This window comes from Pannonibacter carbonis (assembly GCF_003012935.1).
Taxonomy (GTDB): Bacteria; Pseudomonadota; Alphaproteobacteria; order Rhizobiales; family Stappiaceae; genus Pannonibacter; species Pannonibacter carbonis.
This window is the reverse complement of the sequence record NZ_PUDR01000001.1, coordinates 387,138-405,272: the sequence shown is the minus strand read 5'-3', so window position 1 is coordinate 405,272 and position 18,135 is coordinate 387,138. Positions and strand designations below refer to the sequence as shown.

Annotated in this window: 16 protein-coding genes; 9 read left to right on the top strand and 7 right to left on the bottom strand. The window is 64.8% G+C overall.

The window, feature by feature from the left end:
* Positions 1–154: 154 nt before the first annotated feature.
* The 4 genes from C8348_RS01840 to C8348_RS01825 all read left to right on the top strand — a co-directional run bounded on the left by C8348_RS01840 (position 155) and on the right by C8348_RS01825 (position 5,579).
* Positions 155–2,371: a heavy metal translocating P-type ATPase gene (locus C8348_RS01840; protein ID WP_106751550.1), complete on the top strand. Its 2,217-nt coding sequence runs from the start codon at positions 155–157 to the stop codon at positions 2,369–2,371.
* A gap of 183 nt (positions 2,372–2,554) precedes the next feature.
* The gene (locus C8348_RS01835; protein WP_106751660.1) at positions 2,555–3,250 is read left to right on the top strand and encodes a FadR/GntR family transcriptional regulator; all 696 of its coding nucleotides are present in this window, start codon (positions 2,555–2,557) and stop codon (positions 3,248–3,250) included.
* Between the two features lie 58 nt (positions 3,251–3,308).
* Positions 3,309–5,108, top strand: coding sequence for an IlvD/Edd family dehydratase (locus C8348_RS01830; RefSeq protein ID WP_106751549.1), 1,800 nt, complete (start codon positions 3,309–3,311; stop codon positions 5,106–5,108).
* A 189-nt stretch (positions 5,109–5,297) separates the two neighbouring features.
* A complete protein-coding gene (locus tag C8348_RS01825; protein WP_106751548.1) occupies positions 5,298–5,579 on the top strand; it encodes an SCP2 sterol-binding domain-containing protein in 282 nt (93 codons plus the stop codon).
* A gap of 284 nt (positions 5,580–5,863) precedes the next feature.
* On the opposite strand, the gene C8348_RS22595 is transcribed toward C8348_RS01825, so the two are convergent.
* The 3 genes from C8348_RS22595 to C8348_RS01810 all read right to left on the bottom strand — a co-directional run bounded on the left by C8348_RS22595 (position 5,864) and on the right by C8348_RS01810 (position 8,160).
* On the bottom strand, positions 5,864–6,625 hold the full coding sequence (locus tag C8348_RS22595; protein WP_106751547.1) for an FKBP-type peptidyl-prolyl cis-trans isomerase: 762 nt from the start codon (positions 6,623–6,625) through the stop codon (positions 5,864–5,866).
* A 94-nt stretch (positions 6,626–6,719) separates the two neighbouring features.
* Entirely contained in the window at positions 6,720–7,067 is a 348-nt protein-coding gene (locus C8348_RS01815; RefSeq protein WP_106751546.1) for a PilZ domain-containing protein, read from the bottom strand.
* A gap of 133 nt (positions 7,068–7,200) precedes the next feature.
* Positions 7,201–8,160, bottom strand: coding sequence for a 2-hydroxyacid dehydrogenase (locus tag C8348_RS01810; protein ID WP_106751545.1), 960 nt, complete (start codon positions 8,158–8,160; stop codon positions 7,201–7,203).
* Between the two features lie 197 nt (positions 8,161–8,357).
* Here C8348_RS01810 and C8348_RS01805 point away from each other — a divergent pair, with 197 nt between their 5' ends.
* A complete protein-coding gene (locus C8348_RS01805; RefSeq protein ID WP_106751544.1) occupies positions 8,358–8,861 on the top strand; it encodes a hypothetical protein in 504 nt (167 codons plus the stop codon).
* A complete protein-coding gene (locus tag C8348_RS01800; protein ID WP_106751543.1) occupies positions 8,858–10,159 on the top strand; it encodes a TRAP transporter large permease subunit in 1,302 nt (433 codons plus the stop codon). The genes C8348_RS01805 and C8348_RS01800 overlap by 4 nt, the downstream gene beginning before the upstream one ends.
* Before the next feature lie 249 nt (positions 10,160–10,408).
* On the opposite strand, the gene C8348_RS01795 is transcribed toward C8348_RS01800, so the two are convergent.
* Complete coding sequence (locus C8348_RS01795; RefSeq protein ID WP_106751542.1) at positions 10,409–11,218, bottom strand: creatininase family protein; 810 nt, start codon at positions 11,216–11,218, stop codon at positions 10,409–10,411.
* A 172-nt stretch (positions 11,219–11,390) separates the two neighbouring features.
* Between C8348_RS01795 and C8348_RS01790 the strand changes: the two genes are divergently transcribed.
* Together C8348_RS01790 and C8348_RS01785 are read left to right on the top strand one after the other, a co-directional pair.
* On the top strand, positions 11,391–12,413 hold the full coding sequence (locus C8348_RS01790; RefSeq protein ID WP_106751541.1) for a putative metalloprotease CJM1_0395 family protein: 1,023 nt from the start codon (positions 11,391–11,393) through the stop codon (positions 12,411–12,413).
* Positions 12,414–12,527: 114 nt separating this feature from the next.
* The gene (locus C8348_RS01785; protein WP_106751540.1) at positions 12,528–13,682 is read left to right on the top strand and encodes an MFS transporter; all 1,155 of its coding nucleotides are present in this window, start codon (positions 12,528–12,530) and stop codon (positions 13,680–13,682) included.
* A gap of 10 nt (positions 13,683–13,692) precedes the next feature.
* Here C8348_RS01785 and C8348_RS01780 read toward each other — a convergent pair whose 3' ends face one another.
* The 3 genes from C8348_RS01780 to C8348_RS01770 all read right to left on the bottom strand — a co-directional run bounded on the left by C8348_RS01780 (position 13,693) and on the right by C8348_RS01770 (position 16,685).
* Positions 13,693–15,036 carry an 8-oxoguanine deaminase gene (locus C8348_RS01780; protein WP_106751539.1) on the bottom strand — a complete coding sequence of 448 codons (1,344 nt, stop codon included), beginning with the start codon at positions 15,034–15,036 and terminating at the stop codon, positions 13,693–13,695.
* Positions 15,037–15,175: 139 nt separating this feature from the next.
* Positions 15,176–16,198 (bottom strand): nucleotidyltransferase family protein, encoded by a 1,023-nt coding sequence (locus C8348_RS01775; protein ID WP_106751659.1) that lies wholly within the window; start codon positions 16,196–16,198, stop codon positions 15,176–15,178.
* A 97-nt stretch (positions 16,199–16,295) separates the two neighbouring features.
* A complete protein-coding gene (locus tag C8348_RS01770; protein WP_106751538.1) occupies positions 16,296–16,685 on the bottom strand; it encodes a RidA family protein in 390 nt (129 codons plus the stop codon).
* A gap of 352 nt (positions 16,686–17,037) precedes the next feature.
* On the opposite strand from C8348_RS01770, the gene C8348_RS01765 reads away from it, so the two are divergent.
* Positions 17,038–18,051, top strand: coding sequence for an ABC transporter substrate-binding protein (locus C8348_RS01765; protein ID WP_106751537.1), 1,014 nt, complete (start codon positions 17,038–17,040; stop codon positions 18,049–18,051).
* Positions 18,052–18,135 lie beyond the last annotated feature (84 nt).

Genomic DNA, 18,135 nt, shown 5'->3' with positions numbered 1-18,135 from the left:
CCGCTGCCTCCGCGCCAAAATGTCGTGCAGTGCGGAAGGGGCTTGACCTTCCAGTGACTGGAAGCCCTATCTGGGGCCAAACAGGAAAGGCTGAACTGCTTCGCCGGTTCGCCTCCGCCCCACCAGATGCATCTCGTCAGCTAGGATCCCGACCATGGCTCCGCACCGCGCCGCGACCGCCCCGACCGTAACGCTCGATGTCACCGGCATGACCTGCGGTGGCTGCGCCGCGCGTCTCCAGCGCACGCTCGCGTCAGCCGAAGGCGTCAGCGATGCCAATGTGAACTTCGCGCTCGAGCGCGCCACTGTGACCCTGCGCCGCAAAATGTCACCGGCGCCCTTCATTGCGTTGGTCGAACAGGCCGGCTTCCAGGCGCGGCTGCATGATGAGCCGGGCGTCAGCGCAAGACAGGAGCGTGAGAAGGCGGAAGCCGGTCAGCGGGCTGACGAACGGCGCACGGTGCTGCTGCTGGTCATGGCCGTTCTGCTCACCCTGCCGCTTGTCGTGCCCATGGTCCTGATGCCCTTCGGCATTCACTGGATGCCCTCGCCGATGACGCAATTGCTGCTGGCGGCCCCGGTGCAGGTCTTCGTCGGCGCGCGGTTCTATCGTGGCGCGATAAAGGCCCTGGCGTCGGGCGGGGCGAACATGGACGTGCTGGTTGCCCTCGGCACCTCGGCCGCCTTTGGCTACAGCCTTTACCGGGTGTTCGTTCCCGGCGGGGCAGGGCATCTCTATTTCGAGGCATCGGCCGTCATCCTGACGCTGGTTCTACTTGGCAAGCTGCTGGAAACCCGCGCCAAGCGGTCGACGTCAGCCGCTGTCCGCTCGCTTGCCGCTCTCCGGCCCGAGACAGCCAACCGGATGGTCGGGGATGACGTTGAAACGGTTGCGCTCAGCGAGATCCGTCTTGGCGACCGTGTTCTGGTCCGCCCGGGCGAGCGCGTGCCCGTGGATGGCACGATCCTCAGCGGCACCAGCGAGCTGGACGAAGCGCTGATCACCGGCGAAAGCCTGCCGGTCACCCGGCAGAGCGGTGACTGGGTCACTGCCGGTACCGTCAATGGCTCCGGTGCCTTGCAGGTCGATGTCGGCGCGCTTGGCGAGGACACGACGCTCGCCCGGATCATTCGCCTTGTCGAAGGAGCGCAGGCCTCGCGCGCGCCGGTGCAGAAGCTGGTCGACCAGGTCTCCGCCATCTTCGTCCCGGTCGTGCTGGTTCTCGCCGCCTTGACCTTCGCCGCCTGGTGGTTCCTCGCGGCGGACTTCGATGCGGCCCTGTCCACCGCTGTTGCCGTTTTGGTCATCGCCTGCCCCTGTGCGCTTGGCCTTGCCACGCCGACGGCGCTTGTCGCGGGCACTGGCGCTGCGGCCCGGGCCGGCATTCTCATCCGTGACATTGAGGCCCTGGAAGTGGCGCACCGGCTGAAGGTCGTCGCCTTCGACAAGACCGGCACGCTGACGGAAGGCCGCCCTGTCGTCACGGATGTGGTTGCCTTCGACAAGGACACCAACCGGCTCCTGTCGGTTGCCGCCTCGGCCCAGCTTGCCAGCGAACATCCGCTCGCCCATGCGATGGTCAATGCCGCCCGGGCGCGCAATCTGCCGCTGGCCGCGCCGAAGGAATTCGAAGCTGTACCGGGGCAGGGGCTTGTCGCCTTCATCGGCGGTCACGCGCTGGCCATCGGCAACGAGGCGCTGATGGACCAGCTGAAGATCGACCGGTTCACCGCCGATTCCCTGCGCCGCAACTTTGAGGCCGATGGCAAGACCAGCGTCATCGTCGCGCTGGATGGACGCGCAGTTGGCGTCATCGCCATGGCTGACGAGATCCGCCCGACGGCGCGCGGCGCGCTTGAGGCGCTGAAAGCCCAGGGCATCCGCACCGCCATGGTCACGGGCGACACCGAAGCGGTCGCCCGGTCTGTCGCCTCCCGCATCGGGCTGGACGACGTGCGCGCGAGCGTGCGTCCGGAGGGCAAGGCGGAGGCGATTGCCAGCCTGCGCCAGTCCGCCGGCGGTGCCGTTGCCATGGTTGGCGACGGGCTCAACGATGCCCCGGCGCTGGCGGCGGCCGACATCGGCATTGCCATGGGATCGGGCGCGGATGTTGCCATGGAGGCGGCAGGCATCACCTTGATGCGGTCTGATCCGCTGATGGTGGCCGAAGCCATTGCCGTGTCGCGGGCGACCTTCGCCAAGATCCGGCAGAACCTGTTCTGGGCCTTCGCCTACAACGTCATCGGCATTCCCTTGGCGGCGATGGGACTTCTGTCCCCCGCGCTGGCCGGGGCTGCCATGGCGCTCAGCTCCGTCTCCGTGGTGACCAACGCCAGCCTGCTGCGCCGCTGGAAGCCGGGCAAGCGCTGAGGCAGCCGGGACGGCGCGCCCGCTCCCTCAGTGTACGAGATTTCATTTGTATGATGAATGACTGTTTCTGTATGATCTATTCAGATCAACAGGACCAGACGCCCCGTGCTGCCCAGTTCCCGCCCAGCTGCTGCCGAGATCGATGACGATCAGACGCCGCCCCGCCGTCCGCGTGTCCGCAAGATGGTCACGCGCGCGCTGGCCGCAGACATCTGCGGCGGCGCATTTCCGCCCGGTGCCACGCTGCCGACTGAGAATGACCTGTGCCTGCGCTACGGCGTCAGCCGCACGGTGATCCGCGAGGCGCTCAAGACCCTGGAATCCAAGGGCATGGTCATGACCCGCTCGCGCGTCGGCACACAGGTCTGCGCCAGGGAAAGCTGGAATATTCTGGATGCCGAGGTGCTGGACTGGATCGGCGCGCAGATCCTTGATTTCGGCCTTCTGACCAATGTCCTCGAAGCCCGCCGGGCCATCGAGCCCGCAGCCGCCGAGCTCGCTGCGCAGCGGGCAACGCTACAGGACATTGCCGATGTCGAGCATGCCTTCGCTGCGATGCGTGACTCCGGCGGTGACCTCGAGCGCTTCACCGAAGCCGATGTTGCCTTCCACGTTGCCCTCCTGAAGGCGAGCCGCAACCAGGTGTTCCTGCAGCTGGCCGGCATCATCGAGACCGCCATGCGCCTGTCGCTGCATGCCTCCAACGCGGTGGCGGATCTTCCCGGTGAAGCCATCGAGGCCCATGGCGCCCTGGTCGAAGCCCTGCGCCTGCGCGACCGCGCGGCCGCCCGCAAGGCCTCCGGCCATATCCTCGACCTTGGCGAGCGCGACACCGCCATCGCCCTGCAACGCGGGACGGCGCGGCCGTCCCTGACCTGATCATCCGACACGACCGCCCGGCCTGACGCCTCGGGCAATTTCTGAGGGAGAGACTGGAATGACCGAGAGCAAGCGCCGCCCGTTGCGGTCCAGCAACTGGTTCGACAACCCGTCCGATCCGGGCATGACCGCGCTCTACATCGAACGGTACCTCAATTTCGGCATCACCCGTGAGGAGCTGCAGTCCGGCAAGCCGATCATCGGCATCGCCCAGACCGGCTCGGACCTGTCGCCCTGCAACCGGCATCATCTCGAGCTGGCCAAGCGCGTGCGCGAGGGCATTGTCGCGGCCGGCGGCATCTGCTTCGAGTTTCCGGTGCATCCGATCCAGGAGACCGGCAAGCGCCCGACCGCCACGCTCGACCGCAATCTTGCCTATCTCGGCCTCGTCGAACTGCTCTATGGCTATCCCATCGACGGCGTCGTGCTGACCATTGGCTGCGACAAGACCACCCCGGCCTGTCTGATGGCAGCGGCGACCGTCAACATCCCGGCCATCGCCCTGTCGGTCGGCCCGATGCTCAACGGCTGGCACAAGGGCGAGCGCACCGGCTCCGGCACCATCGTCTGGAAGGCACGCCAGCAGCTCGCCGCTGGCGAGATCGACTACAACGGCTTCATGGACCTCGTCGCCTCGTCCGCGCCTTCCGTCGGCTATTGCAACACCATGGGCACGGCGACGACGATGAACTCGCTCGCCGAGGCGCTCGGCATGCAGCTGCCCGGCTCGGCCGCCATTCCCGCGCCCTACCGCGAGCGCGGCCAGATCGCCTACGAGACCGGCCGGCGCATCGTCGACATGGTCTGGGAGGACCTGAAGCCCTCCGACATCATGACCCGCAAGGCCTTCGAGAACGCGATCGTCGTCAACTCGGCCATCGGTGGCTCCACCAACGCCCCGATCCATCTCAACGCCATTGCCGCGCATCTGGGCGTTACGCTGACCAATGATGACTGGCAGGCAATCGGCCTAGATGTGCCGTTGCTGGTTAACCTGCAGCCGGCCGGTGCCTATCTCGGCGAGGACTATCACCACGCTGGCGGTGTTCCGGCCGTCGTTGCCGAGCTGATGCGCAACGGCAAGCTGCCACATCCCGATGCCGTAACCGTCAACGGCAAGTCCATCGGCGACAACTGCGGCCACTTCACGACCGATCTGCCGGACGTGATCCGCAGCTTCGACAATCCGATGAAGGAGAAGGCGGGCTTCATCAATCTCTCGGGCAATCTCTTCGACAGCGCCATCATGAAGACGAGCGTGATCTCGAAGGAATTCCGCGACCGCTATCTCTCCAACCCGGACGATCCGGAGGCCTTCGAGGGCCGTGCCATCGTGTTCGAGGGTCCGGAGGACTACCACCACCGCATCGACGATCCGGCGCTCGAGATCGACGAGTACTGCATGCTCTTCATCCGGGGCACGGGCCCGATCGGGTATCCGGGCGGGGCGGAAGTGGTCAACATGCAGCCGCCGGCAGCCCTCATCAAGCGCGGCATCACGGCGCTGCCTTGCATCGGCGATGGCCGCCAGTCCGGGACGTCCGGCTCCCCGTCGATCCTCAACGCCGCGCCGGAGGCTGCCGCCATGGGTGGTCTGGCCCTGATCCAGACCGGAGACCGGGTGCGCATCGATCTGGGCCGGGGCACGGCCAACATGCTGGTGTCCGATGAGGAACTGGCCCGCCGCAAGGCTGATCTGGTGGCCAAGGGGGGCTTCCCCTATGCGCCCAGCCAGACGCCCTGGCAGGAAATCCAGCGCGGCATGGTCGAGCAGTTCGACAAGGGCATGGTGCTGAAGCCGGCCGTTGCCTACCAGGACGTGGCCCACAGCAAGGGTCTGCCGCGCAACAACCACTGATCAGGATCCCTCCCGGTGCGGTCTGTGATGAGGTCGTGCCGGGAGTTCCTCGCCCCGGTTGGTAATCCCGTTCTTACACTTCCCCGGTAATCTGCAGGCAACAGGCAAAGCTCACTTGACGATTACGTAAAGGGTATGCTTGGGTCCGTGCAAACCGGCGAGAGGCGCCGGGCATTCGGGAGATGAGACATGACGCTGGAACAACTGACGGAAGCTGTGCGTGGCAAGGTCGCCGGTGGCGGCATCGACGAGAGCGTGAAGTTCGACCTCGGCGACGCCGGCGTCATCGTCATGCAGGGCACGAACGTCACCAATGACGACGCGGACGCCGACTGCACCATCACCATTTCCGCCGACAACCTGGCTGACCTCCTGGCCGGCGATCTGAACCCGACGATGGCGTTCATGTCCGGCAAGATCAAGGTCGCCGGCGCCATGGGCGTCGCCATGAAGCTCAGCAGCGTCCTCTGAGACCTCTGGTCTTTTTGCCTTGAAACAAAAAAGCCGGCGCATGCGCCGGCTTTTTTCTTGAGTGCATGCCTTTCCCTCGGCGGTCATCCCCGCCTCGTGCGGGGATCCATGCAGCCTCTCGATGGCACGGGAACGCACCGGCATCTTGAGCCACAAGGCTGGATCCCCGCACGAGGCGGGATGACTTCCGAGTCTAGGCCTTTGCCGCTGAAGAGTCTCCGCGAGGCTGCCAAATACAAAAAAAGCCGACGCGTGCGCCGGCTTTTCCATGTCGAGAACCACTCTCAGCAGAGCCAGCAGTTTTCCGGCATCTTCGGGGCTTCCACCGGGCCGCCGGCGGAGATCCACCCGTTCATGCCTTCGGTGACATGGCCGAGGTTGCTGAAGCCGATGTTGTCGACCAGATACTTGGCCAGCACCGAGCTGCGGTTGCCAGAGCGGCAGATCAGGATCAGTTCCTTCGACGGGTCATCGACCAGCTTCTGCAGTTCCGGACCGAAGTTCGGGTTCACCTGACCGGCCGGGTCGAAGAACGTGACCAGATTGACGCCGGCGATGACGCCGGTTTCGGTCCATTCCTGCGGGGTGCGGATGTCGATCACGGTGGCGCCTGCGGCCATGCGTTCCTTCAGCTTGTCGTTGGTGAGTTCGGAAAAGCTCTTGCTCTTCACGCCCAGCAGCTCGACTTCAAACTTCAGCGTGGCATTCGGCGGAATGACGCCGCCAGCGCCGCGCTCGCCATAGGCCAGCTCCGGCGGAATGATCAGCTCGCGCTTGCCGCCGACCTTCATGCCGACCACGCCCTGTTCCCAGCCGGCGATCACCCGGCGCTCGCCCAGGGTGAAGCTGAAAGGCTGCCCCCGGTCGAGACTGGAATCGAACTTGGTGCCGTCCATCAGCCAGCCTGTGTAATGCACGCTCACGGTCATGCCGACATCGGCTTCCTCGCCGGTGCCTACGATCAGGTCCTTCATCTGCAACTCCTCTGCTGCGGCGGGAACCGCCAGGAAGATCGTCAGCAGGGCCGCTGCAATTCGCTTGAACATCAATGCGCCTCTTCACGTCGCTGGCCGGGAATGGCCATGGGTCCTTGCTCTGTCCCGAATTGGGGGCAGGAGCGGGCGCAAGTCAAGTCACGGGTCAGTCGACCAACGCATAGTAACGCTGCGACAAAGCGCGCAGCTTCGGTGAGGAGAAGTACTTCATCTTGGCCGGAGCGACGTCGTAGGCAATCCCGACCCGAGCTCCGGCCCGCCAGCGGATCGTTGCCAGCGCCACCGTGTTGTCGAGCTCGTCATAAAGCACCAACTCCTCGGGCAGGGTGATCCCCTCCGGGATGCTCAGCCGTGCGCCGCCCGCCGACACGTCATAGATGCCGCAATCGCACAGGAACCGGTTGTCGGCGTCGGCCAGCCGTCCGGCCCTGAGGCGGGTGCGCTGGCGCGGATGACGGCGCAGGTCTTTGGTCGCTGCGGAAACAGATCGCATGGCAAGCCTCCCCGGCAGGTGGCGCCGCCGAACCGTTTCTCCGATGCCTGCAACAGGGGCACCGGAGGTCGATCTGCAACTTGCGCTGCCAGGCTTGCGTGAACCTTGTGCAAAACTTCCTCCGCGGAAGAAGTCAGCCGACAGGCGTCTCCGCGACCGGCGTCAACACCCGGCGGTGGTGGAACCAGCCGGTCAGGTTGTCGACGACCAGCTGCCCCATCGCGTTGCGCGTTGCCTCGGACGCCGAGCCGACATGCGGCAGAAGCACGGCGTTCGGCAGGTCCAGCAGCGCCTGCGGCACATGCGGTTCATTTTCGAACACGTCGAGCCCCGCCGCCAGGATCGTTCCCTTGCGCAGCGCTTCTGCCAGCGCCGTTTCGTTCACCACCGATCCTCGGCCGATGTTGATCACGACCCCCTGCGGTCCGAGGGCTTCCAGCACCCGCTCGCCAACCATATGGCGCGTTTCCTCGCCGCCGGGGGCGACAAGCATCAAGGTGTCGACGGCTTCTGCGAGGCTGATGAGGCTGGGGTGATAGGTATAGGCAACGCCGTCCTGCCGATTGCGGCCGTGATAGTGGACCGCCATGCCGAAGGCTTCGGCCCGTTCGGCAATGGCCTTGCCGATGCGGCCAAGGCCGAGAATGCCCAGCGTGCGGCCACGCAAGGTGCCGCGTGTCAGGGGAAACGCGCCCTGGTTCACCCACTTGCCCTGCCGCAGCCAGCGTTCGGCGGCCGGCAGTTCGCGGATGGTCATGATCATCAGCGCGATCGCCGTATCGGCCACTTCATCCGTCAGCACGTCCGGCGTGTTGGTGACGATGATGCCCTTCGTGCCGCAGTAGGCCGCATCCACATTGTCGTAACCGACGCCGAAGTTGGCGACGATCTCGAGCTTCGGCAACCTGTCGACCAGAGACTTGTCGACAGGCCGGAACGAGATGGCGATGCCGCGGATCCTTTCGGCAACATCGGCCAGCATGGCGTCCCGGTCCTCAGCCTCATACAGCTTGTGCAGGGTGAAATGCGGCTCCAGCCCGTCGAGAATCATGTCGCGCATCGGGGCAGGGACGAGAATGTCGGGGCGGCTCATGGATATGTCCTTCGGGCGGATCGCTGGCAAGGACCGCATAACAGACCAGCCGGCCAGCGCTTGCAAGGGCTTCGCGTGCCTTTCCGGTTCGCGCGATGGTTGACCCGACATGCCGCCTTTGACACAGTGCGCCAGAGCCTGGGGAGAGGCGCCGGAGCGGTCCGGTGGCACGCTTCGTTCCCGGAGCGGGAGTAAGCATGCCGAGCCTGCCCGACTTCGTGAACCGTCTGTCCGTTGGCGCGGCCTGGCTGGCGGTGGTCCTGTTTTCAGCAGCTGGTCTGCTGCTGGCCCTCGATGGTCTGTCAGGCTTCATCGTGCATCGTCCCGTTCCCTATGCGGTTGATGCTGCGCAGCTGCTCGGCCTCTGGGGCGCGCTTCTTCCGCTTGCCTTTCTCTACAGTGCGAGGCGCAACTGGAGCCCGCAGCACTTCAACGAGCCTGTCGGACGCGGGGCGGGACGATTGCGTACATTGAAAACAGGCCCCCGCATGATCCAGGCTCTTGTTCTTGCCGTCTCGCTCCTGGTCACCGGGCTCGGTCTGATGCACCTGGGCGGAGCGTTCGAGGACGGTGGCTGGTCGGTTGTCGCGGGGCTCGCATTGCCAGCCGCATTTGCCCTTTTGAGCCTGCAGGCTGTCACGGATATGGCGCCACGTCCGCCCGTCACCAGACCCGATGCCAGACGCAAGGCGCCACGATGACTGCCGATGCCATGACCGGCCTTGGCGGTCTGTTTCTCCTTGTGTCCCTGCTTTTGATGCGCATGCCTGCCGCACTCGGGTTGCTGCTTGTCGGGCTTGCGTTGATGCTTCTCTCCGGTGCCCCGGTTGGCGGCATTCCGGCGACGATGCTGGCAACGCTTGACCGGCAGGACGTGCTTGCGGTTCCGCTGTTCCTGTTTTTCTCCCACGTGATGGTGAAGGGGGCAGCGGCGGATACGTTGCTGCGGTTCAGCCAGGCCCTGGTCGGGCACTGGCCCGGCGGCCTGCTGGTTGCCGCGGTAGCGGCCAGTGTTCTGCTTGGCTTCCTGACCACTTCGGGCGTTGCGGCAACGGCAGCGCTGGCCGCGCTTGCCATGCCCGGATTGCTTTCCGCCGGCTATCCGCGCTGGCTTGTCCTGGGTCTGATGGCCGGCAGCGGCACGCTGACCCTGCTGCTGCCGCCGTCCATGCCGCTGATGATGCTGGGGCTGGTGATGGACCAGCCGGCCGGTGATCTGCTGATCGCCGGGATCTATCCAGGCCTGTTGCTCTCGGTGCTGTTAGTCGTCATGGCCATGATCTTCGGGGCGCGTTTTGGCCGGCGCCACAAGAAAATGCCAGCCCCTCGCCGCCGGGAAGCGCTGATTGGCGGCGTGCCCTTGCTGCTTTTGCTTGGCGTCCTCGTTAGCCTTGCGTTCTTCGCCGATCTGGCAGCGGCGCAACTGGCGGCGATTGCTGCTACGCTGGCGGTGCTGGTCATCTGCGGTGTCTATCGCCGTCTGCCTCTGCGCCAATTGGCAGACACCGCCTTTGAGAGTGCCGTCGGCGCGGCCTCCTTGCTGGCTATTGCGGCGGGCGCAAAGGCCCTGCTGCTCGGCCTGTCGGTCACCGGTTTTCTCGGCGCGCTGGTGGATTTGGTAACGGGGCTGCCTGGTGTCGCCGTCTTCATCGTCCTGCTCAGCCTGCTGGTCATCGTGCTGGCCTTCCTGCTTGACGGGCTTGGCCTGCTTCTCGTCGTCCTGCCGATCCTGTTGCCGGCAGCGCTCGTGCTGGGTCTCGATCCGGTCTGGCTTGCGGTCTATTTCGTCATGCTGCTGCAGGCGGCGCTGGTGCTGCCGCCCTCCGGGCTCAATCTGCTGATAATCCAGGGACTTGCCCGGTCACAGCCTGCGGAAATCACGGAAGGGGCGGCGGTGTTCCTGCTGCCGCTCGCCCTTGTGGCTCTGGTCTGGTGCCTCTGGCCGGGTCTCCCCTTCGGCGAGCCGGTCATCCTCACCCTGGTGCCCACCGCCTGGTGATACCTTGATGTCTTCGTCATGCCATGGCTCGACCATGGCATCCATGCCGTGACCTCTCCTGTCTGATGGCACCCATTTGATCGGTAACGCCGGTCCCGAAGTCCTTCGTCACCCGCATGGAGAGGCAAGGGCATGGATGCCATGATCAAGTCATGGCATGACGGCTGCCAGAGTTTGGCGTCTTTGCCTCGCCCCTCCGCCCTTCCGCACAAGGCGGGGATGACCTTCGAAACGGAAACTCCGGCCTGCCTACTGACCAGGCGTCCACAGCCGGGACATGTCGAAGGCATGCACATCCTTCAGCAGCTCCACAAAGCCTTCTGCCGCATGGTCCAGCGAGGCCTTGCCCTTTTCCGCCGTGGCACGGGCGGCATTGCCCACGGCACCGGCCGGGTTGAGGTCCTGCGCCTTCCAGCCGAACTGCTGCTGGCCATGCCCGCGCAGGTATTTGAATTCCTTGATGAAATCCTGCTGCGTCGAGGGGAAGTCGATGGCCTTGTCCATGCGCACCAGCTCCGGATGCAGATGCAGCATGATCGAAGTCTCGATGTCGCCGCCATGGATGCCATAGGTGAATTCCTCGGCCGGGAACACGCCCTCCGGCTGGCCGAAGCGCGACCAGGCCGTGGCCGTCACCAGCATCTCGTGGCTGTTGCGCAGTTCCCGCGCCACGATGTCGATGATCGGCACGTTGCCGCCGTGGGAGTTGATCAGGACCAGCTTGCGGATGCCGGCGCGGGCGACGCTCTCGCCGATGTCGATCCACGCCCGCGTCAGTGTCTCCCAGGAGATGGTCAGCGTGCCGGGCGAGGAAATATGCTCGTTCGACTTGCCGATCTGCTGCACCGGCAGGAAGGTCACCGGCAGGTCGTCAGGCAGCAGCTCGACGGTGCGGCGGATCTGCCCCTTGGCGATGGCCGTGTCCGTCCAGACCGGCAGATGCGGCCCGTGCTGCTCGATCGCCGCCACCGGCAGCACGGCAATCCAGCCGCTGGTGTTTGAGCCGGAGAAATCGGTCGTGGTCATCTCGTGCCAGAAGCGGCGCGGCAGGGCGGTCATGGAAGGCCTCGCTGGAGCAATCGGAAGGTCCGCCGAGATTAGCCGCCTGCTCCTCTGCCGTCATGCCCGTTCTTGCGGCGATGCTGCCTGTCCCGGCGGCTCACGCAAAACTGATCAAAGGCGTTAATGGCCGTTAACGGGTTGGAAATGGGTCTGGGGCATCGTCTTGCTCATGGTGACCGCACTTGCAGCCCTTTCGGCTGGGGCCACCCCGCGTGGAGGCTACCAGTCCCAGCAAGGCCCGCTCACGGCTGATCCGCGTGACCGGGACGGGACAGTCGTGTCCGCGACACAGAGTGCGGCTGCTGCCCCGCGCCAGGCTGAGCTAAGCGGTGCCGTCGCAACTTTTACCGCAGCGGCGCTGCAGGCGTTGCAGGATGGCGAAGCCTTGCAGCCAGAAGACAACCGCAAGCCCGGGCAATCTCCCCGCCAGCCTTCCGATCCGTCGTCCGGCGATGCAGACACCGGTCAAGCATCGGCGCAAGCGGAAGCACCGCCACAGGATGCGAGAGCAAATGCATCTGCGGCTGCATCCTCCGGTGAAAGCGACGCGGCTGCGTCAGAAGAGGAAGACCCGGACCAGGACGGGTTGACCGAGGAAGAAGAGGACCAGGTCGAAAAGCTGAAGCAGCGCGACCGGGAAGTCCGGGCGCATGAGCAGGCGCATGCCCGGGTCGGTGGCCCCTATGCCGGTGCGCCCAGCTACACGTTCCAGCAAGGGCCGGACGGTGGCAGCTATGCCATCGGCGGCGAGGTCCAGATCGATACCTCGCCGGAAAGCGAACCGGAAGCCACGGTCCGCAAGATGCAGATCGTCATCCGTGCGGCGCTCGCCCCTGCCGAGCCGTCCTCGCAGGATCTGCGCGTGGCACAGCTCGCCCGCTCGCAGTTGCAGGAAGCCCAGTCACAGGCCCGGGCCGAGGCTGCGGCCGAGCTGCGCGGCGAGGAAGGGGAGGGCGAAGGGGTAGCGCAGACCAGCCAGACCTCAGCCACTGCACCTGCGGACAAGTCGGAGCCGTCCGGATCGCGTCAGTCTTCAAATGAGGACAACGAAAGGTCCGCAGACGCTGAAAACCGGCCAACTTCGGATGCTGCGGGGCGCCGCTCGCAGGAGACGGCCAGCGCCTATCGGCAGGCGGCTGACCGGCTGGCGGAGGCTGGCCGACTTGCGGCAGGCACGGGTATTTTCGCCTGAGATCAACTGGTTCCGATTGTTTCTGCCATCTGGCGCTTGAGTTTGTCACCCCTTGGCCGCAATTAGCATCGATACGTGTTTTGCCTTCCTTTTGCGCTCATCCGGATTCCCGCCATGTCCCATCTCGCCCGTGCCCGGCTCGCCGTGGCCATCGTGTTCTTTGCTGTCGGCAGCCTGGTTGGCACATGGGCCTCGCGCATTCCGGACATCAAATCCTATCTCGGTCTCTCCGAGGCCGGGTTTGGTGTCCTGCTCCTGATCATGGCGGTTGGCGGCATCCTGTCCTTCCCCCTGTCCGGCCGGGCGATCGACCGGTTTGGCGGCGTCACCGGTGCGCGGGTGGGGGTTGCCGTCTGTTTTGCCATCTTTGCGCTGGTGCCGCTGGCCGGATCGGTTTGGGTGATCGCACCGATCCTCGCCGCCTTCGGTGCCATCATCGGCGCGTCGGACGTGGCCATGAACGCCTGGGCCGCCGAGGTGGAAAAGGCCATGGCCAAGCCGATCATGTCGTCGTTCCACGGCCTGTACAGCCTGGGCGCAGGCGTGGGCGCGGGCTTTGGCGGCCTCACGATTTCGCTCGGTTGGAGCGTGACAACCCATATCTGGGTCGTGCTCGCCGCCCTCTCGGTTATCTGCCTCATCTTCGTGCGGGTGCCCTGGACCTCCGAAACGCACGAGACCACAGGCAAGCGTCCGCCACTTGTCGCCCTGCCGCGCGGGGGGCTGATCTTCATCGGCGGCATGGCCTTCTGCGCCGCCGTCAGCGAGGGTTCGGCCGTCGACTGGGCGGCGCTCTACCAGATCCAGGAACTGGGCATCGAGCCGTCGATGGCGGCCATCGGCTTCTCGGTCTTCTCGGTGGCCATGGTCGGCATGCGCTTTGCCGGAGATTTCATCATCGCCCGCTTCGGCCAGATGAACACCGCGATTGCCAGCGGCATCACCGCCGGCATCGGCGCCATGATCTTCGTGCTCGGCAGCGATCCTTACGTGATCTGGCTCGGCTGCGGCATCATGGGCCTCGGCAATGCGGTCATCTTCCCCATCGCGTTTTCCCGCGCCGCTGCTGATCCGGACATGTCGCCGGGCGAGGCGCTGGCTGCGGTCTCGACCCTCGGCTACGGCGCCTTCCTGTTCGGCCCGCCGCTGATCGGCTTCATTGCCGAAGCCTCATCGCTGCGGGCCTCGTTTGTGTTGATCGCCGTGCTGTCGTTCCTCATCGCCGTCTTTGCGGCGCTCGGTCGTCGCCAGGAACGGCGGATGCTGTGAGAGCCGGCAGCTAGAGGCTCTCCAGGAACCGCCTCGCGGCCTCGCCATGCTCGTGCCGCAGCCGGGCGGTGTCGATGGTGACCGGTTCGCCGTCGGTCACCGTCCAGGTCCCGCCCACCATCACCCGGTCGGCCCGGTGCGCGCCGCACAGGATCAGCGCCGCCAGCGGGTCTCCCGCACCGGAGAAGCGCAGCTCGTCGAGGCTGTAGAACGCCAGATCCGCCATCTTGCCGATCGCGATCGCGCCGATGTCGTCCCGGCCGAGACACCGGGCCGAGCCTTCCGTGGCCCAGCGATAGGCATCCAGATGCGTCACCGAGGCCGCGTCATAGGTCAGCCGGTTGATCATCAGCGCGTGGCGCAGCCCTTCCATCAGGTTGGAATTGTCGTTGGAGGCCGAGCCGTCGACGCCGAGGCCCACCGGCGATCCGGCCGCCTCCAGCTCCTTCGTCCGGCATTGGCCCGACGCCAGCACCATGTTCGAGGTCGGGCAATGGCAGACACCGACGCAGGCATGGCCAAGCCGGCGCACCTCGTCGTCGTTGAAGTGAATGGCATGCGCCAGCCAGGTCCGGCTGGTCAGCCAGCCGCAGTCCTCGAGGTAATCCACCGGGCGGCAGTTGAACTTCGCCTCGCAATAGGCGTTCTCGTCGTGGGTCTCGCCCAGATGCGTGTGCAGGCGGCAGTCGTGCCGCTCGGCCAGAACCGCGCTCTCGCGCATCAGCTCCCGCGTCACCGAGAAGGGCGAGCAGGGTGACAGCGCCACCTGCAACTTCGCGCCCTTCGACCGGTCATGATATTTCGTCAGCACCCTTTCGCAGTCGGCCAGGATCGTGTCCGTGTCCTGCACCACGCTGTCGGGCGGCAGGCCGCCGTCCTTCTGGCTGAGGTTCATGGACCCGCGCGTCAGCGTCATGCGCAGGCCCACCCGCTCGGCCTCCTCGGCCTGGATGTCCATCGCCGCTTCCAGCCCGCCCGGATAGAGGTAATGGTGGTCGGCAGCGGTGGTGCAGCCCGACATCATCAGCTCCGTCAGGGCGAGACGGGTGGCCAGGCGAAAGGTCTCCGGCGTCACGGCCCGCGCCCAGATCGGATAAAGCGCCTGCAGCCAGGGAAACAGCTCCTTGTTGATCGCCTCAGGGTGAGCCCGGGTCAGGGTCTGGTAGAAGTGATGATGCGTGTTGACGAGGCCGGGCACGATGACATGCCGTCCGGCGTCGAAGGTGCCGTCCACCGGCAGCATCGGCGTGCGGCCGCGCCCCACCAGCTCGGCGATGACGCCGTCTTCAATGACAATCCCCCGTTCCGCGCCCCCAGCGAGGATGGCGATCGGGTCCTTGATCCACAAGCGCATGATAAATCTGGTCCTTTTGATCGGGATATGATCTGGACCTGCAGGCTTTGATAGCGGCGCTCAATTTCACCGCCCGAGTTCCGCACAGGGCTTCCCGGTGACATCCTTGCTCCCTGAAGGTGGTGCCTGATATGTGCCTCTACAGGCAGGCAAGGATGCGCAACCGAAGTTCTGGCATGGCATCAAGGCTTCTGTCGAGCCGCTCGCGCCATTTCGGCCCGTTTTGCCGTGCGTCTTCCCAGGCCTGCGCCAAGTCGTCGGGCCGGTCTTCTACCAGTGCATCGATCAGAAATGCCGCCTGTAGTCGGTCCTTGCGCGCCTTGAGGCTTCCTGGTCCCTCGCGGCGGCGGTCTGCAACAATCAGTTTGTGGATGGCGAAGCGTTCCGGCCGGGGGATCTGCACCAGCACGCCTGAACGGTAGAGAACGGCTGCCGGGATTTGGGCGGCGATCAGGTAGTTGAGGAAATGCAGGGACTGCGCGCTGACACCGAGAGCCTCCAGCGGGCGAAGGTCCTCCTCGGCACGGAACGAGGGGGTGAGAAACTCCACCAGCGTGTCGTTTCGGGTTTGCCGCCAGCGCCAGACCCGACCCGGGTCGAGGCTTGGCACGGGATCAAAGGTGAAGTCCGAGAGCACGTCCTGGATCGGTGGCGAGACCTGTTCTTCCTGCGAGAGAGAAAGCGACAGTTGCTCGAAGCTGGCGATATCCATGTCTTGCGTCATGGCCGTCTGGTCAAAGCGGTAGCGGATGCCCAGTTCGCCTTCATAAAGACGGAACGCATGCGTGCCGATTACCGTGCCGCCAAGGCGGAATACCCCGGCGGTCGCCATGGCTGCGAGGAGGCTGCCGGTGGCACCGTCGGTGCCGAGAAATCCTTCCGCGCGCAGCAGCCGGATCAGCCGGGAGCGTTCCTTCTTGCGCGCCTCTGTCTCGTCCTTGAGGACCTGGTGACGGTCAATGCGGGCCTGCAGGGCCTCGGTGTCTTCGCCGATGTAGCGTTTGCAAACGTCGGTACCGACCCGGTAGGTGTCGTACCAATAGGTCTTGCCGTTGCGGATGACCCGCGTCGGCGTGCCACGCATCCCGGCCACTGTTTCATCGAGCAGCGATCGAAGAAGGTCGTGATAGGCGGCGTGGCTGATCGGGGAATGCCTTTGCATGGCGCTCATGTTCAACGAATGGAAGTTTTGTTGAACATAGCATTCCGGGGCGTGTTCAACAAAAATTATTTTCGTTGAACACGGGATCTTGCAGGTCTCAGTCCGCCTTTGCCGCAATGACCTCCACCTCAACGACGAATTCCTCGCGCGTGAAGCCGCCGACGATCATCAGCGTCGAGGCCGGCGGGGGCAGGGCGGTGAACTCGTCGCGGGTCTTCATGTAGCCGGCCATGTGTTCGCGGGCGGTGACAAAGGCATTGATGCGCACGATGTCGCCCAGCGTCATGCCGGCCGCTTCAAGAATGTGGCCGATGTTGGTGAAGCACAGCCGGGTTTGCGCCTCCACGCCCGCCGGGATCACATCATCCGGGCCAATGCCGAGCTGGCCTGATGAGAACACCAGCCTGTGTCCGGCCTGCACTTCCACGGCGTGGCTGTAGCGGGCAAAGGGGGCGCGAATTGTTGTCGGCGTCACGGCGCGGGTCATTTAACGGCCTCGGTCCTGATTGGTTGCGGGGCGAAAAGACAATAGCCTTGCATTGCAGGTGCATGGCGGGGAACCGGCTCGAAGGCTAGAAACGGATGCCGATCTGCGCAAGTCGTAAGCATGCTGAAGTGAGTGGCATATGACTGGAAATTATGCACAGTTGACGCTAGGGGCGGCTGAAAAACTCGGCCAAAGATCGGGGCCCTCATGGGCGGTGATTGACACAGCAACGCGGCGTAGACGTGGCACAGGCCTTGCAATGGACGTTCAGCGTGATTGCCTGAACCGCTCCCAGGGCCTTTGGAGGCACAGCGGCAGAGCTTTGAAAAAGCAAACGGAGGCGGAAGACAACATGCGTAAAGTGACTTCTCTTGCAGGCCTTGCCATGGGCCTGGCTTTCACCGCTGGCCTCAGCACCAGCGCTCTTGCTCTTGACGAAGTGAAGTTCGGCACGAACTGGCTCGCCCAGGCCGAGCACGGCGGCTACTATCAGGCCGTTGCCGACGGCACCTATGAAAAATACGGCCTTAAGGTCGAGATCCTTCAAGGCGGGCCGCAGGCGGCCAACCGGGCGCTGCTGCTGGCCGGCAAGATCCAGTTCTACATGGCCGGCAACATGCTGCAGCCGCTCAGCGCGCTGGCGGAAGACATTCCGGTCCTGGAAGTTGCTGCCATCTTCCAGAAGGACCCGCAGGTCCTTATCGCCCATCCTGATACCGGCATCGAGACCTTCGAGGATCTGGCCAAGCTGCCGACGATCTTCATGGGCGCGGACGGCTTTGCATCCTATTTCCAGTGGATGAAGTCGGCCTATCCGGGATTCAAGGACGAGCAGTACAAGCCCTACCAGTTCAATCCGGGTCCGTTCCTGGTCGACAAGCAGTCGGCGCAGCAGGGTTACATCACGTCCGAACCCTTCGCCATCGAGACGGAAGGCGGCTTCAAGCCGAAGCTGTTCCTGCTCGCCGATGCCGGTTTCGAGACCTACTCCACCCTGATCGAGGGCCGGAAGGACTTTGTCGAGGCCAACAAGGATCTCACACAGCGCTTCGTCGATGCCACCATCGAAGGCTGGTACAATTATCTCTACGGCGACAACACGGCCGCCAACGCCCTGATTAAGGCCGACAACCCGGAAATGACCGATGACCAGATCGCCTTCTCGATCGCGACCATGAAGTCCTTTGGCCTCGTGGAATCCGGCGAGGCGCTGGAAAAGGGCATCGGCTGCATGACGGATGCCAAGCAGCAGGCCTTCTATGACGCGATGGTCAAATCCGGCGTCATCAAGGAAGGCGTTGACATCAAGCAGATCTACACGACCGAGTTCGTCTGCAAGGGCGTCGGCATGAACCTGAAGAAGTGAGATGATGCCGGGCCGGCGGGGGGACACGTCCCGCCGGCCAGCGACCGCCTCCCTGCTTTTGGTTGAACGGAGCCCGTGCGTCCC